This is a genomic window from Roseibium limicola, from assembly GCF_017313085.1.
Classification (GTDB): domain Bacteria; phylum Pseudomonadota; class Alphaproteobacteria; order Rhizobiales; family Stappiaceae; genus Roseibium; species Roseibium limicola.
Map to the genome: position 1 here is coordinate 360354 of NZ_JAFLNF010000005.1, position 16563 is coordinate 376916.

The following is a 16563-nucleotide window of genomic DNA, read 5'->3' on the forward strand; positions in this document are numbered from 1 at the left end:
TGACGCAAGTTTGGGGCCCGGCCGCCCAGCACAGGCGCACGAAACATGCTGTATTTTGCCCGCTGGAAGATTGCCGTGGTTCTGCTCACGGTTCTTGCCGGCATCGTCACCACTCTTCCGAATTTCCTCTCTTCCAAGACACTCGAGTCCTGGCCGGACTTTCTGCCAAAAAGTCAGATGGTCCTGGGTCTCGACCTTCAGGGCGGGGCGTACCTCCTGTATGAGGTCGACCGGGAAGACTACATCCAGAAGCGGTTGAAGACCCTGGTCGGCGATATCCGTGGCGCTCTGCGTGAGCAGCCTCGCATCGGCTATACCGGTCTTGGCATTCAGGGGCAGGCGGCCCAGGTCCGCGTCCGTGATACCGACCGCATTGATGAGGCGCGCGAGCGTCTGGCTGATCTGGTGAACCCGTTGGTCAACAGCGTTTTCGGCGGCCAGCAGGTCAATGAATTCGAGCTGAACGTTTCAGACGATGGTCTGGTGCGCTTCAGCTACACGTCCGATGGCCTGGATCAGCGCATGGCCTCTATCGTGCAGCAGTCCATCGAGGTGATCCGCCGTCGTGTTGATGAAATCGGCACAACCGAGCCGAACATCCAGCGTCAGGGCACCGATCGCATTCTGGTGGAAGCCCCGGGCGAGAGTGATCCCGAGCGTCTGAAGGCCCTCGTCGGGCAGACTGCCCAGCTGACCTTCCATATGGTCGATACCTCCATGTCCGGCCAGCAGGCGCTTCAGGCACGTCCGCCCGTCGGCACCATGGTGCTCTACTCGGTCGACGATCCGCCCATTCCCTATCTGGTTGAGGAAAGGCCTCTGCTGTCGGGTGAGGACCTTGTTGATGCGCAGGTCAGCTTTGACCAGAACAGCAACGAGCCGGTGGTCAATTTCCGCTTCAACACATCCGGGGCGCGCAAGTTCGGTCTTGTGACCCAGCAGAACGTCGGCAAGCCGTTTGCCATCGTTCTGGATGAGGAAGTCATTTCCGCTCCGGTCATTCGTGAACCGATCACCGGCGGCTCTGGCCAGATTTCCGGCAGCTTCACCGTCGATGGTGCCAATGATCTCGCCGTGCTGCTGCGCGCGGGTGCGCTTCCGGCCAAGTTGACGGTCATCGAGGAACGGTCCATCGGTCCGGGACTTGGTGCCGACAGCATCGAGGCCGGCAAGCTGGCGTCAATCATCGCACTGGCTGCCGTTGTCACCTTCATGATTGCTGCTTATGGCCGCTTTGGTGTCATCGCCAATATCGCGTTGTTTGCCAATATCTTCCTGATCTTCGGCGCGCTGACCGTGCTCGGGGCCACACTGACATTGCCGGGGGTCGCAGGTATCGTCCTGACCATCGGTATGGCGGTGGATGCCAACGTGCTGATCTATGAGCGCATCCGGGAAGAAAACCGGGCAGGGCGATCTGCTGTGTCTGCAATCGATGCCGGCTACAGCCGGGCACTTGGAACCATCCTTGATGCCAACATCACCACGCTGATTGCGGCGGTGATCCTGTTCCAGCTTGGCTCCGGCCCGGTCAAGGGCTTTGCCGTGACGCTGGCCATCGGGATCTTCACCACCGTGTTCTCCGCCTTCACCTTCAGTCGTCTGCTGATCGCCCTCTGGGTGCGTCGTCGTCGGCCGTCGAAACTGCCAATTTGATCCGGGAGAAGAGAAATATGGCATTGCTCCGACTTGTTCCGGATAACACCAAGTACCGCTTCATGTGGTTCCGCAAGTTCAGCTTTCCGCTGTCCATCCTTGTGGCGATCATCTCCATTTCCCTGTTTGCGACCATCGGGCTGAACCTCGGGATCGACTTCAAGGGTGGGACAATCATCGAGATGAAGACCGACGGTCCGGCAGACATCGCCGGTATCCGCTCGTCGATGGGAGAGCTCAATCTGGGCGATATCCAGGTCCAGCAGTTCGGCAATGCCGATGAGGTTCTGGTGCGGGTGGAAGAGCAGCCGGGTGGTGAACTCGCCCAGCAGGCTGTTGTCGCCAACGTGCGGGATCTGTTCGCCGAGCAGAACGTCGACTTCCGGCGTGTGGAAGTGGTCGGCCCCAGCGTTTCGCAGGAACTGGCACGTGCCGGCTCCATTGCGGTGGCTGCTTCGCTTCTGGCGATCCTGATCTACATCTGGATCCGCTTCGAGTGGCAGTTTGCCCTCGGCGCCATCCTGACCACCGCCAATGATGTGATCGTGACGATTGGTCTCTTCGTCATCCTGCAGCTCGACTTCTCGCTGTCTTCCATCGCGGCGGTGCTGACGATCATCGGCTATTCGCTCAATGATACGGTGGTGGTCTATGACCGCATCCGTGAGAACTTGCGCAAATACAAGAAGATGTCTTTGACGGATCTGCTCGATCTGTCGATCAACGAGACCCTGTCGCGCACGACACTCACCTCCTTGACGACCCTTCTGGCACTGATCGCGCTGTGGATCTTCGGCGGCGAGGTGATCCGGTCGTTCACCCTGGCGATGATCTTCGGTGTGGTGATCGGTACCTATTCGTCAATCTTCCTGGCAGCACCTTTCCTGATCCTCTTCAATCTGCGCGGCGACGGAAAATCCGCTGACAGTGACGAAGACGACAAGGAAAACGGCAAATCGCCGAAAGGCGCCACCGCCTGACGACTTGTGTCGTTGACGCTGCTAAAATCTTCATGGGGTCGGAGGGGTAATGCGCCGCTCTGGCCCCATGCCATATCAAGAGACAGTGCTGCCCTGCCTGGGGCACTTGTCTCAGCCCTTGATCCGAGGATGACCGAGACGCCGATGGTTCAGATCCGCGACGCACATTTTCCCAGCCGCACACCAGTGGACGCCTATGGCAATGGCGGGTTTCGCTTTGCTGGCATGTCTCACCAGGGCTCGATCTTGTGTGTGCCGTCAGGTGTCTATGGCTGGGAGCCGAAAACCTATGCGGATTTGTCCCTGGCGGCGTTTGAAAAGGTTCTGGAAGAGTTTTCTGACATCGAAGTGCTGTTGATCGGCACCGGGGTTGATCTTCGTCCCATCCCGGCTGAGCTGAAAGCCGCGTTCCGCGAGGTGGGTATCATTTCCGACAGCATGTCGACAGGGGCTGCCATCCGCACCTTCAACGTCATGCTGGCCGAGGAGCGGGCAGTCGCCACGGCCTTGCTGGCGGTTGACTATGAGCGCTAGAAACTTTGGCCCATTTGCCCCATATGCACTGTCATGAGTTCTGATTTTACCCATGCCGCCGATCTGGTCTACGCCAGTGATCGCGACCGGTTTCTCGCAAGTCTTTTCGCCAGGGAAGAGCCACGCGCCGGGCTGATGGCGCTCTATGCCTTCAATCTGGAAATCGGACGCATTCGCGAGCTTGTCTCCGAGCCTTTGCCTGGTGAGGTGCGTCTGCAATGGTGGCGCGATCTTCTGGAGGGAACGGAGCATGGCGAAGTTCAGGCCAATCCGGTGGCCAATGCGCTGCTGCAGACGGCTGCGACCTACAAACTTCCCAGGTTCGCGCTGACGGCGATGGTCGATGCAAGGGTGTTCGATCTCTACAATGATCCGATGCCGAGCCTGAATGATCTGGAAGGCTATTGCGGGGAGACCGCCTCCGCGCTCATTCAGCTTGCCTGTCTGGTGCTGAACAACGGCGATGAGCCGGACACCGCTGAAATCGCCGGTCACGCCGGCGTTGCCTATGGCTTGTGCGGCTTGATGCGGGCATTGCCCTGGCACGCGGCACGCGGCCAGATGTTCCTGCCAAAAGATCTTCTTGAGCGTCATGGCGTCGATACGGCACCTGTCTTCAAGGGTGAGACGACGCCCCAACTGGCGGCGGCCCTGACTGAGTTGCGCGAACACACGCGCCATCATCTCAAGCGGGTGCGGGAAGGCGCAAGCGATCTGCCCACCCGGTTGAAGCCCGCCTTCCTGCCGGTGGCCCTGGTTGAGCCTTTCCTCAAGCGCATGGAAAAGCCCGGCCACGATCCGCTGCAGACCCCTATTGAGCTCTCCCGGCTGCATCGCCAATGGACGCTCTGGCGCGCCAGCCGTAAACCCGGCGCCGGGATTTGATGCTACTTTTTCCCGCTGACGGACCTCTCACCCTCCGCGTCATTACCGGGCTTGACCCGGTAATCCATGCCGGTTGTGGGACGTGGAGAGAGGACCTCAACGCCCGTCATCCTCGCGCAGGCGGGGATCCAGACTTTTGCGGCGCTGGTCGGTTGTCGTCAGGACAATGGGGAAGGACTGGATCCTCGGCACAAGGCCGAGGATGACGGCAGTGTGTCTCTCGCGGCCTCTCCCTCTCTCCCCGTCATTGCCGGACGTGATCCGGCAATCCATGCCGTGACGCCTCGGGACACCGAGGGGCTGACCGTGGAGCACGGGTGCGGCATGGATCCCATGGTCGCGCCATGGGATGACGGCGGTTGTGGGACGTGGAGAGAGGACCTCAACGCCCGTCATCCCCGCGCAGGCGGGGATCCAGACTTTTGCGGCGCTGGTCGGTTGCCGTCAGGACAATGGGGAAGGACTGGATCCTCGGCACAAGGCCGAGGATGACGGAGGTGTATCTCCCGCGGCATCTCCCCTCCCTCCGCGTCATTACCGGACTTGATCCGGTAATCCATGCCGTGACGTCTCGGGTCAACGAAGGGCTGGCCGTGGGGCGCGGGATCGGCATGGATCCCATTGGTCAAGCTATGGGATGATGCCGGTTGTGGGACGTGGAGAGAGGACCTCAATGCCCGTCATCCCCGCGCAGGCGGGGATCCAGACTTTTGCAGCGCTGCTGGGTTGCCGTCTGGCCGATGGGGAAGGACTGGATCCTCGGCACAAGGCCGAGGATGACGGAGGTGTGGTTCCCGCTGACGGACCTCTCCCCCTTCCGTCATTACCGGGCTTGACCCGGTAATCCATGCCGTGACGCCTCGGGACACCGAGGGGCTGACCGTGGGGCGCGGGATCGGAATGGATCCCATGGTCGGCCCATGGGATGACGCTGAAAGCAGCTCGGTTCAGTTGATGTTGGCGCCGACGGAATTACTCCGCTGCGATGTCCTGGGGCTGCAGATCGGTGATCCAGCCTGCGAAATCTGCCTTGGCGCGGCTGGTGAAGGCCTGCTTCTTGGCGCGAGTCTTGTCCTTGCCCTTGATGCGATTGCCCTCGGCATCGACCTTCGGCGTCTCCACGTCGGGGAACAGGCCGAAGTTGACATTCATCGGCTGGAACGACCGTGCGCCGCCTTCGTTCTCACGGCTGATGTGACCGCCGGTGATATGGCCGATCAGCGCGCCCATGGCAGTGGTCGCCGGTGGCACCGTGATCGGCTGACCGAGACGTTCCTGAGCGGCAAAAATGCCGGTCATGCAGCCGACGCTGGCGGATTCCACATAGCCCTCGCAGCCGGTGATCTGGCCGGCAAACCGCAGGCGCGGTTCAGCCTTCAGCCGCAGCGTACCGTCCAGCACTTTCGGAGAGTTCAGGAAGGTGTTGCGGTGCAGGCCGCCGAGGCGCGCGAACTGGGCGTTCTCCAGCCCAGGGATCATCTTGAAGATGTCGCCCTGGGCGCCGTACTTCAGCTTCGTCTGAAACCCGACCATGTTGTACAGCGTGCCAAGCGCGTTGTCCTGACGCAGCTGCACCACCGCATAGGCCTTGATGTCCGGCTGGTGGGCGTTGGTCAGTCCCATCGGCTTCATCGGGCCATGGCGCAGGGTTTCGCGACCGCGTGCCGCCATCACTTCAATCGGCAGACAGCCATCGAAATAGGGTGTGTTGGCTTCCCACTCCTTGAAGTCGGTGGTGTCACCGGCAATCAGCGCGTCGATAAAGGCGTCATACTGCTCCTTGGTCATCGGGCAGTTGAGATAGTCCTTGCCGTCGCCGCCGGGGCCGACCTTGTCGTAGCGCGACTGGAACCAGGCCTTGTCCAGGTCGACACTGTCGAAATGCACGATCGGCGCGATGGCATCGAAGAAGGCCAGCGCTTCCTCACCACATTTTTCCAGCACGGCAGCAGACAGCGCCGGCGATGTCAGAGGCCCGGTTGCGACGATGACGCTGTCCCAGTCTGCAGGTGGCAGACCGGCGATCTCTTCGCGGTTGATGGTGATCAGCGGATGTTCTTCCAACGCCTTTGTGACCGACTGGGAGAATCCGTCCCGGTCCACCGCAAGCGCGCTGCCCGCCGGTACCTGATTGGCATCACCACAGGACAGGATAAGCGAGCCCGCCTGTCGCAATTCATGATGCAACAGGCCGACTGCGTTGTTCTCGCTGTCGTCGGAGCGGAACGAATTGGAGCACACCAGCTCGGCCAGGCCGTCGCTCTGGTGCGCGTCGGTCTTGCGCACCGGGCGCATTTCATGCAGCACGACGGGAATACCACGACGGGCGATCTGCCAGGCGGCTTCAGATCCGGCAAGGCCGCCACCGATCACATGGATGGGGGAGTGTTTCTCAGTCATGTTGGTCCAGTCCGGGGTTTGGGTGCGGCGCCCTGGACAAATCGTCCGGTCGCGGGGCTCGCGTGCCTTGTCGCGTCGTGTCGATTACCGTGTCACGCCGGGCACATGCATTGGCGCTTCTGATACCGTGTCCGGTGAAAACACGCAATGGTCCGTGCGGCCTGGCCCACGGCAGGGCTTGCCAGCGACAGCGCGTTAAGAGAAGCTTGGCAGCTTGTGGAAATGAAAAGTTGAATGTGTTCAGGGGGCTGCATGGGTAACTCAGATGGACTGACGTTGTCAGGGGCCGGGGGGCAATTGCGTTTGAGCGTTGAGAATTCTCGGCATCGGTCTGAAACCGGAGGCAGCCGCCGTCTCGGCAAGATGGCAACCGTTGTGGCGCTCCTCGGGACACTGGCCGGATGTGCCGCCCAAGCCGACAATGATGCCTTCTCCTGGTACAATGACAACCGCTCTGCGCCGAAGGGCAACCGGGTCTATGTCTGCCACGGATTCGGCTGTGCCTATCGCACCCCGGTGGATTTCTCCCGGCGTGACTTGAACCGCCTCAAGGCGATTCTCGCCCAGGGCCGCCGCTCGCCGCAAGCCGAGCGGAAGGCTGTCGCCAAGGCGGTTGCCTGGCAGGAAAAGCGCGTGGCGCCGTTGGTCGGGTCGGCTGATGACATTGGCGGCCTGGACATGCAGAACGCCGGAAAACGTGGGCAAATGGATTGCCTCGACGAATCAACCAACACCAACAGTCTGCTGCTGGTGGCTGAGAAGCACGGCTATCTGAAACACCACAAGGTGTCGTCACCTGTCGCGCGTGGCTTCTTCCTCGATGGTCGCTATCCCCATGCCACGGCAACGATTCGCGAGGTCGAGAGCAAAAAAGTCTTCGCGATTGATTCCTGGCCTGAATCCAACGGCAAGCCGCCTGTCGTTCAGCCTCTGACAGAGTGGATGGCGAGCAAGCCCGTGTCATCCTGAACTGAATTTATCTTGAAAATGAGCCTCAAACAACAAAACGCCCGCCGGGGGAGGAGCCGGCAGGCGTTTTAAGGGTTCCGCTTAAAGCGGATGGGAAGATCCCCGTGGGAGGGTGCGGGTACTTCCCGAAGACACCTGGGCGTTTGCTGCGACCCGGAGTGTCTTGTTTTCCTCTGATTGCCTCAGAGGATCAGGTGAGGACGCGGCAGCGGATCCGCCGTGGTCCTGAAGTCAAGCCGCCTTAGCGGGTTGCGGAACGCGCGAAGTAGGAAAGTTCGCCACGGTTGATGCCGAGGTCCTGCAGTTCGCGGTTCGAAAGCTGGGACAGCTCATCGTAAGTCGTCCGGTAACGCTTCCAGGTCTGGTACTTGCGCACGAATGTGTCGAGCATGATCTTGTCTTTCCAAAAGTGTGTGTGTCTGTGGCGTTGCGGGGGGCTTAACCGCGCCGGCAGCGCCAAATTCGATAGACCTGAAATAGGCCCGTGGCCGGTGATTTAAAAGAGGGCTTTTTGCAGTGCAGCTCTGCATAAAATGCAGGCCTTGCGCACACAAAACAGCCAATAAGAGCGAAACGGTCCGATGAATCCGAATTGAGGACATTGCGGTGCACAATTGATGGTCAATTGTCCCGGGGGCGGTCACCCCAACACCACTCCCCAACACCTCTCCGTCCTCCTCGGGCTTGTCCCGAGGATCCAGGCCGTTGCGCTTCGGCAGACGCGGGACTGTCGAGGGCGGCAAGGGAACGGCATGGATGCCATGGTCGAGCCACGGCATGACGCGGGGAGATGGGTCGCGCGTCGAAGAACTGAGAAGCGAACGGTCAGAAATCTGACGCCAGTCCCAGAAATCCCGGCTCCCAATCACCTCTCCGTCATCCTCGGGCTTGACCCGAGGATCCACGCCGTTGCGCTTCGGCAAACGCGGGGCTGTCGAGGCGGCAAGGGAACGGCATGGATGCCATGGTCGAGCCATGGCATGACGCGGGGAGATGGGTCGCGCGTCGAAGATCTGGGAATCGAACGGTCAGAAATCTGACGCCAGTCCCAGAAATCCCGGCCCCCAAACACCTCTCCGTCATCCTCGGGCTTGTCCCGAGGAGCCACGCCGTTGCGCTTCGGCAGACGCGGGGCTGTCGAGGCGGCGAGGGAACGGCATGGATGCCGCGTGAAGGCAGTGATCTTCTTCAGCTACAGAAAACACAAAAATCCGGAAGGCGAAGACGGCCGGAGGAAGGAGAACTGGAAGCTGGATGTGTTCGGGGCTTGTCGGAGCGGGTCAAAACCGGGCTCTGAAAAAACGAACGCCTGCCACTGGGAGGAGGTAGTGGCAGGCGACGTTTTTGACGATGGTGAGACTGGGAGGAGGTGTCTCACCTTGCCGCACGTCCCTGGAGCCTGGGAGGAGGTAGCTCCTGAGGACGCGATCCGAATTTCAAAATGTCGCCTGCCACTGGGAGGAGGTAGTAGCAGGCGACTCTTTTGACGATGGTGAGACTGGGAGGAGGGTGTCTCACCGTGTCGCACGCCCCTGGAGCCTGGGAGGAGGTAGCTCCTGAGGACGCGATCTGAATTTCAAATGTCGCCTGTCACTGGGAGGAGGGTGTGACAGGCGACCTTTTGACTTAGGCGAAGCTGGGAGGAGGATGCTTCGCCGTGTCGCACGTCCCTGGAGCCTGGGAGGAGGTAGCTCGTGGGGACGCGATTTCTAGTGATTAGACCAGAGCCTGACGGGCCACCGAGCGGATGTCGCCACGGTTGATGCCCAGATCGCTCAGTTCACGCTGCGACAGACGGGAGAGCTCATCTACCGTGCGACGGTACTGAACCCAGTTGCTGTACTTGCGTGCTACGTTGCCAATCATTGTCTCAATCCTTCTGTGACGCGCTGCAGCATTTGTTTATTGCGCCGCGTCATCGCTGTGTTGAGAACTATATAATTTGGCGTTCGAAATAATAGAAGCGCGAATTCCGCATGTCAGTCATGCGTATAACGCAACGCACCATTTTCGAGGAATGAAAAGTCAGTCGGACGCTGCGGAATCTGATGAAAGCGGAGGGGAATTCAACGAAAACCCTCTCCGTTGCATTGCACAATTATTCTGCTGCGTCGGTCTTGCGCATGGGTCTGCGCGACAAAAGCTCCGCCAGAAACTGCCCTGTGTAGCTGGATTCGACCTCGGCGATGTCCTCTGGACGCCCGGTGGCAACAATCGATCCGCCGCCGTCGCCGCCCTCTGGTCCGAAGTCGATGACCCAATCCGCCGTCTTGATGACTTCCAGATTGTGCTCGATCACCAGCACCGAGTTGCCCTGGTCCACCAACTCATGCAGCACCTCCAGCAGCTTCGCAACATCGTGGAAATGCAGGCCGGTGGTCGGTTCATCCAGAATATAGAGCGTCCGCCCGGTTGAGCGGCGTGCCAGCTCCTTGGCAAGCTTCACCCGTTGCGCTTCCCCGCCCGACAGTGTCGTTGCCTGTTGGCCGACCTTGATGTAGCCAAGACCAACGCGGGCCAGGGTTTCCATCTTGTCGCGAATCGAGGGAACGGCAGAAAAGAATCCGGCGGCTTCTTCCACTGTCATGTCCAGCACGTCGGCGATGGACTTGCCCTTGAACAAGACTTCCAGGGTTTCCCGGTTGTAGCGCTTGCCCTTGCAGACATCACAAGCGACGTAGACGTCGGGCAGGAAGTGCATCTCGATCTTGATGACGCCGTCGCCCTGACAGGCTTCGCAGCGGCCCCCTTTGACGTTGAAGGAAAAGCGGCCCGGAGCGTAACCGCGGACTTTCGATTCCGGCAGGCCGGAGTACCAGTCGCGAATATAGGTGAAGGCGCCCGTATAGGTGGCCGGATTGGAGCGCGGCGTCCGCCCGATCGGCGACTGGTCGATGTCGATCACCTTGTCCAGGTGTTCCAGCCCTTCGATCCTGTCATGCGGCGCCGGTGTGGCGCGCGCACCGTTCAGCTTTCGGGCTGCGGCCTTGAACAGGGTATCGATCATGAAGGTCGACTTGCCGCCGCCGGAAACGCCGCTGATGCAGGTGAACGTGCCGAGGGGCACATCCACATCGATGTTCTTCAGATTGTTGCCGCGCGCACCCTTGACCGTGACCTTGCGGGTCTTCTTGATCTTGCGGCGCTCTGGCGGGCTGGGGATCTGCAAGGCGCCGGTCAGATATTGTCCCGTCAGCGAGTTTGGATGCGCCATTACTTCCGCTGGCGTGCCGCTGGCGATGATCTGGCCGCCGTGGATGCCGGCACCGGGCCCCACATCCACCACATGATCGGCGGAAAGAACGGCGTCTTCGTCATGCTCGACAACAATGACGGTGTTGCCGAGGTCACGCAGATGCTTCAACGTGTCGAGAAGCCGGGCGTTGTCGCGCTGGTGCAGTCCGATGGATGGCTCGTCGAGCACATAGAGCACGCCGGTGAGGCCCGATCCGATCTGCGAGGCAAGACGAATGCGCTGGCTTTCGCCGCCCGACAAGGTGCCGGATGCGCGCGACATGGAAAGATATTCCAGGCCAACATCATTCAGAAACCGCAGGCGCTCGCGGATTTCCTTTAGGATTCGCTCCGCGATCTCGCGTTGCTTTGCAGTGAAGCCGTCGTCAATCGTCTCGAACCACTGACCCGCGTCGCGGATGGCGAAACCGGTGACTTCACCGATGTGCAGCCCCTTGATCTTCACCGCCAGGGCTTCCGGCTTCAGGCGAAAACCGTTGCAGGCCGGGCAGGGGTGGTTGGCCTGATAGCGCGAGAGCTCCTCGCGTACCCAGTTGCTTTCCGTTTCGCGCCAGCGCCGTTCGATGTTGCCGATGATACCTTCGAAGGGCTTCTCGCTCTTGTAGCTGCGCGCGCCATCGTCATAGGTGAAGGTGACCTTCTCCTTGCCGGTGCCATGCAGAATGGCCTGATGCGCCTCAACCGGCAGATCCTTCCAGGGAGCTGCCATGGAAATGTCGAGGTGGTCGGCGAGTGCTTCCAGCGTCTGCGCGTAATAAGGTGAGGTCGAGCCGGTCTTCGCCCACGGCAGAATGGCGCCTTCGCGCAACGACAAGGACGTGTCGGGCACGACGAGATCCGCCTCGAAGGCCAGGGTGCTGCCCAGTCCGTCACAGGTTGGGCAGGCGCCGAAGGGATTGTTGAATGAAAACAGCCGCGGCTCGATTTCCGGAATGGTGAATCCGGACACCGGGCAGGCGAATTTTTCCGAGAACACCAGCCGTTCGTGAGTTTCGTTGCGGTTCTGCAGAACGGCGCCGTCACGGGCGTCCGGCAGCGGCTTGTCGGCCAGTTCGGCAACAGCAATGCCGTCAGCCAGCCCCAGTGCGGTCTCGAGGGAATCCGCCAGACGTCCCGCGATATCATCGCGCACGACTATTCTGTCCACGACCACGTCAATGTCGTGCTTGTACTTCTTGTCCAGCGCCGGTGCTTCGGCAATTTCATGGAACTCGCCATTGATCTTGACCCGCTGAAAACCCTTCTTCATCAGCTCGGCCAGTTCCTTGCGGTACTCGCCCTTGCGGCCACGTACGATCGGCGCCATCAGGTAGAGCCGGGTGCCTTCTTCCTGCTCCAGGATCCGGTCGACCATCTGGGAGATCGTCTGGCTCTCGATCGGCAGGCCGGTGGCCGGCGAATGCGGAACCCCGACGCGAGCAAACAGCAGACGCATGTAATCGTAGATCTCGGTCACCGTGCCGACGGTGGAGCGCGGGTTCTTCGAGGTGGTTTTCTGCTCGATGGAAATGGCGGGCGACAGGCCATCGATCTGGTCGACGTCCGGCTTCTGCATCATGTCGAGAAACTGGCGAGCGTAGGAGGACAGGCTCTCCACATAGCGGCGCTGGCCTTCGGCGTAGATCGTGTCGAAGGCGAGAGAGGATTTGCCCGACCCCGACAGACCGGTCATGACGATCAGGCTGTTGCGCGGAAGATCGATATCCACATTCTTCAGGTTATGCTCACGCGCACCCCGCACGCTGAGGACCTTGGTGGCATCTGGGCGCGTGAGCGCGGCACCTGAGGTGCGGGCGGTATCCTTGGTCATTCGGTCTCATCCTTGGCAGCAAGAAGACAGCCGGGCTGCCTTCTGCCTGCGTGGTCGCTTGGGCGGCGCGGTGCAGGCGGAAGGGCCTGGCACATCGGTGGCTGCCGGAATTTCAGGTCTGCATGCGTGCGTCTTGCGCGAATTGATCTTGATCGCATATAGCAATTTCCGCCTCCACTGCCAGCTTTTGCCCTGACATGAGAGCGGAAATATTTCTCATCTGGTGCGGAACGAACTTCAGGAAGGCCTCATGGGCTCTGAAATCTTGCGCTTGCACCGGGGGCTTCTCCTGCTCTCTCCGTCACCCTTCAGCTCGCATGTCGCCATGCATGTCACTGGCAGCGGAGGCTGTTGACACATGATTTTCTATGGAACATAAAGTGAACATTAGTGCAATGGCAAGGCAAAAGCTTCTGCGTTTCCGATTTCATGGCGGGACTGTCCCGCTGGTGATCCGATGCCCGGAGCCTTATGAAAGCCAGAGCCTTGTGGAAATTTGCCGTCCGTCACCAAAAAGGCACGGCATAAGCTTGCGTCAGGCTGTAGGCTCGCGGGCAAGACAGGCAAGGACAACGATCTGGCTGCGAATGCGGCGGGGTCTTGCTGTCCGGGTCGTCCCGGTCGTTTCGCGGTAGGCGGAGGCAGGCAGGGGTGAGGCGGGGAAATAAGGCCCTTGCAGCGAAAGTAGATCGAAAAACAGGAGTTTTGGGCATGGCGGGCAGCGTCAACAAGGTTATTCTGGTGGGCAACCTCGGTGCGGATCCGGAAATTCGCCGCACGCAGGACGGGCGCCCGATCGCCAATCTGCGCATCGCCACCTCGGAAACCTGGCGCGACCGCGGGTCAGGCGAGCGCCGCGAGCGGACCGAATGGCACCGGGTGGTGATCTTCAACGAAGGCCTCTGCAAGGTCGCCGAAAGCTATCTGCGCAAGGGCTCCAAGGTTTATCTTGAAGGTCAGCTGCAGACCCGCAAGTGGCAGGATCAGTCCGGCCAGGACCGTTATTCCACCGAGATCGTTCTGCAGGGCTTCAACTCCACGCTGACCATGCTGGATGGTCGCGGCGAAGGCGGTGCTGGCGGCGAAAGTGGCGGCGGGGCCGGCGGTGACTTCGGCGGCGGGTCCGGTGGTGGTGGTGGTTACGGCGGGGCAGGCGGTTCTGGTGGCTTTGGTGGCGGATCCGGTGGCGGCGGTGCTGGTGGCGGCTTCGGCGGCGGCGGCGCAGGCCCGATGGACGACGAAATTCCGTTCTAGGTCACAGCTGATACAGTTTGATGGAGAATGAACAGGCCGGGGAGGGATGCCATCCCCGGCCTTTTTACTGAAATTTTCAGCCATTCCTTTGCGTTGTCACAGTGCCTGCTGGCGGCCTTTAGCGTTTTCAGAACCCTGTAGAGCATCAGGCGAGACAATGTCACACGATTGTGAGAGTGGCCTTTCCGTCGGTTAACCAAACGCTGGGACGGATCGCCGATGATCCTGCTCACGCTTCAAAGGTGTCGCTTCAATACAACCTTGCGGCAGATTTGCTGGCTTTTCTGAAGCTTCTGCTTGTGAGCCGGGGGCGAATCAGGAGAGCAAATGGTCTGCCGAGGTCTTGGCGCGGGCTGGCTCTGGGGGGCTCTGGCTGCGTTGCTGGTGAAGTTGTGTTGAGCCATCTGGTGTCGGCATCGGATCAACGGTATCATCGGCCCCAGGGCTAGGTGAATTTCTGCTGCAACGGATCTCGGCTTTCAGACGTTTTGAAGTCAGATGGTCCGGCAAAGCGGCGCACATTTGGGGCGCATAGACAACATATTATGACAAGCAGGTTCGACAAGATGGTACGTCTTCCCAAGGGTTTCCCGCATTTGGATACCCCGTTTTCAGGTGGTCCCTCAGCCCGATACGTGACCCGGCGCCTGGCCTGCAGCGTGCTTGCGCTCAGTCTGGCTCTGCCGGTCGTCACAGCAATGCCTGACACTGCAAATGCCCAGGGCTTTCTCCAGCGCCTGTTCAACCCGGACGGAAATCGCCTGCGCGAAAAGCAGCTGAGAGAGCAAGAGACCACAAAACTGCGCGAAAAAGTGCGCACCGTACATGTCTCCGCACCGAAATATTTCACCTACAAGCCGGACCGTCCGGTGGCCATTGATCTTTCCAGCCTGTCCAAGCTGACGACCGCAGCAATCGACAAGCCGGCTGTTGACGAGACGGTGATCTCCGACGCGACCGCGAATTCTGCCCCCACTTCCGCCGAGGATCCTTCCGCTGCGGCGGATGGCGCAGCCCCTGCCGTCAATCAGGCGCCGTCCGTCGATCCGGTGACGGTTCAGCTGTCTGAGTTCGACAAGGCACGCTCTGCTCTGGAGGGCGTGCAGATCCGCGCCCTGAAGGAAGTCGGTGAAGGCCTCATCGGTTTCTACCGCGAGCATCCGAACTTCGTCTGGATCGACGAGGGCGCGGTCAATTCCCGTGCTGATGCGGTGATGGGCGGTCTGGCCCAGGCTGACGCCTATGGCCTCGATCCGCAGGATTATCAGGTCGAGAAACCGCTTCTCGTCGGATTGGATGACGCTGCCAGGGCCAACGCCCTGATGACCTTTGAAATGTCACTCAGCGCCGCTGTCCTGACCTATGTGCTGGATGCCGAGCGTGGCCGCGTTGCTGCGGACCGGATCTCCGGCTACCACGATCTGCCGCGTCACGAAATTGACCTGGTCGCTGCGCTGAACGGCCTGGCGGGGGCGGACAACGTGCTGGCCCAGCTGGTGTCACACCAGCCTGACAACGCCCAGTTCCAGGCCTTGGCCGCCGAACTGGCGCGCTTGCGGGCACAGGATGCCGCAGAAGATCAGATCGTCATCGCCCCGAACACCTTCCTCAGGCCCGGCATGTCGAGCCCGGAGCTGAAGAATATTCTGGCCGCTGTGCGCAAGGATGGCTCGCCGGAGCTGCTGGACAAGCACGCGGACGCGATCCTCGCCTATCAGGGGGATGAACTTTATACGCCCGAGCTGGTGGCTCTGGTCAAAGGCTTCCAGAAGGAAAACAGCCTTTCCGCCGATGGCGTGATTGGCAAGAACACCATCCGCGCCATGGTCGGCGAGACCAATGCGGCCAAGATTTCCAAGGTCGAACTGGCCATGGAACGCCTGCGCTGGCTGCCGGAGGCGCTCGGCGATCGCCGGGTCTTCATCAACCAGCCGGCCTTTACCGCCACCTATTACGAGCCGGGCACCACGCCGCTCTCCATGCGGGTGGTTGTTGGCAAGAAGTCCAATCAGACCAACTTCTTTTACGACACCATCGAAGTGGTGGAATACAATCCCTACTGGGGCGTTCCCTATTCGATCATCGTCAATGAAATGCTGCCCAAGCTGGCCAACGACCCGAGCTATCTCGACCGCGCCGGATATGAAGTCTCCACTGTCGGCGGTCGCAAGGTTTCGTCGGCCTCGGTTGACTGGTATGCGGTGGCTTCCAAGAAGCAGTCGATCAACGTACGGCAGTATCCTGGTCCGCAAAATGCGCTTGGCGAGCTGAAGATCCTGTTCCCCAACAAGCACCACATCTACATGCACGATACGCCGTCCAAGTCGCTGTTCAAGCGCGATGCCCGCGCCCTCAGCCACGGGTGTGTCCGTCTGCAGGATCCGCGCGCCATGGCAGCTGCTGTTCTTGGCAAGAGCCGGGAGTATGTCTCCGGTCAGGTTGCCCAGGGGCAGAACCATCAGGACAAGGTTGCCGGCAATATCCCGGTTTACGTGTCCTATTTCACCGCATGGCCGGATGACAACGGCAAGGTCGACTTCTTCAACGACGTTTACGACCGTGATCTGAAACTGTCGGAAGCCATCAAGGCGACTGACGACGTCCGCGGCTGATCCGTCCGCAATCGCTGTCAAACCACATCAAGGCCGCCCACCCGGGCGGCCTCAGACTGCTGACAAACCTCTGGCGTTTGCCGGTTTTTTTTTGATTCACTGTTTTGATGTTGAAGCAGCCCGGCCCTTCCCAGACAGCGCTCGAGATTGTGACGCTCGATCAGCTTGTCCCCAGAGATCACTTGTTGCGCAAGATCGACGCGGTGAT

Annotated in this window: 12 protein-coding genes; 7 read left to right on the forward strand and 5 right to left on the reverse strand. The window is 60.4% G+C overall.

The features are described from left to right. Window positions 1-45 precede the first annotated feature (45 nt). From secD to J0X15_RS13695, 4 genes are all read left to right on the forward strand, one after another. Complete coding sequence (gene secD / locus J0X15_RS20210) at window positions 46-1656, forward strand: protein translocase subunit SecD (protein ID WP_206941731.1); 1611 nt, start codon at window positions 46-48, stop codon at window positions 1654-1656. Window positions 1657-1673: 17 nt separating this feature from the next. Beyond that, the gene (secF, locus tag J0X15_RS20215; RefSeq protein ID WP_206941733.1) at window positions 1674-2636 is read left to right on the forward strand and encodes a protein translocase subunit SecF; all 963 of its coding nucleotides are present in this window, start codon (window positions 1674-1676) and stop codon (window positions 2634-2636) included. Window positions 2637-2765: 129 nt separating this feature from the next. Further along, on the forward strand, window positions 2766-3170 hold the full coding sequence (locus tag J0X15_RS13690) for an Mth938-like domain-containing protein (protein WP_206941735.1): 405 nt from the start codon (window positions 2766-2768) through the stop codon (window positions 3168-3170). A gap of 33 nt (window positions 3171-3203) precedes the next feature. Further along, window positions 3204-4055 carry a phytoene/squalene synthase family protein gene (locus J0X15_RS13695; protein WP_206941737.1) on the forward strand — a complete coding sequence of 284 codons (852 nt, stop codon included), beginning with the start codon at window positions 3204-3206 and terminating at the stop codon, window positions 4053-4055. Window positions 4056-5027: 972 nt separating this feature from the next. Here the strand turns inward: J0X15_RS13695 and trmFO are convergent. Then, the gene (trmFO, locus tag J0X15_RS13700) at window positions 5028-6455 is read right to left on the reverse strand and encodes a methylenetetrahydrofolate--tRNA-(uracil(54)-C(5))-methyltransferase (FADH(2)-oxidizing) TrmFO (protein ID WP_206941739.1); all 1428 of its coding nucleotides are present in this window, start codon (window positions 6453-6455) and stop codon (window positions 5028-5030) included. A gap of 252 nt (window positions 6456-6707) precedes the next feature. Here trmFO and J0X15_RS13705 point away from each other — a divergent pair, with 252 nt between their 5' ends. Beyond that, complete coding sequence (locus J0X15_RS13705; RefSeq protein ID WP_209015331.1) at window positions 6708-7424, forward strand: hypothetical protein; 717 nt, start codon at window positions 6708-6710, stop codon at window positions 7422-7424. Window positions 7425-7665: 241 nt separating this feature from the next. Here the strand turns inward: J0X15_RS13705 and J0X15_RS13710 are convergent, their stop codons facing one another. From J0X15_RS13710 to uvrA, 3 genes are all read right to left on the reverse strand, one after another. Next, window positions 7666-7815 (reverse strand): DUF1127 domain-containing protein, encoded by a 150-nt coding sequence (locus J0X15_RS13710; protein WP_206941741.1) that lies wholly within the window; start codon window positions 7813-7815, stop codon window positions 7666-7668. Between the two features lie 1325 nt (window positions 7816-9140). Further along, a complete protein-coding gene (locus J0X15_RS13715) occupies window positions 9141-9290 on the reverse strand; it encodes a DUF1127 domain-containing protein (RefSeq protein ID WP_206941743.1) in 150 nt (49 codons plus the stop codon). A gap of 232 nt (window positions 9291-9522) precedes the next feature. After that, the gene (gene uvrA, locus J0X15_RS13720; protein WP_206941752.1) at window positions 9523-12489 is read right to left on the reverse strand and encodes an excinuclease ABC subunit UvrA; all 2967 of its coding nucleotides are present in this window, start codon (window positions 12487-12489) and stop codon (window positions 9523-9525) included. 711 nt (window positions 12490-13200) lie between these two features. Here uvrA and J0X15_RS13725 point away from each other — a divergent pair. Next, window positions 13201-13743: a single-stranded DNA-binding protein gene (locus J0X15_RS13725; protein WP_206941754.1), complete on the forward strand. Its 543-nt coding sequence runs from the start codon at window positions 13201-13203 to the stop codon at window positions 13741-13743. Between the two features lie 566 nt (window positions 13744-14309). Continuing rightward, complete coding sequence (locus J0X15_RS13730; protein WP_206941756.1) at window positions 14310-16355, forward strand: L,D-transpeptidase family protein; 2046 nt, start codon at window positions 14310-14312, stop codon at window positions 16353-16355. A 17-nt stretch (window positions 16356-16372) separates the two neighbouring features. On the opposite strand, the gene J0X15_RS13735 is transcribed toward J0X15_RS13730, so the two are convergent. After that, the coding region (locus J0X15_RS13735) for a hypothetical protein (RefSeq protein WP_206941844.1) at window positions 16373-16563 on the reverse strand (191 nt) is incomplete at its 5' end.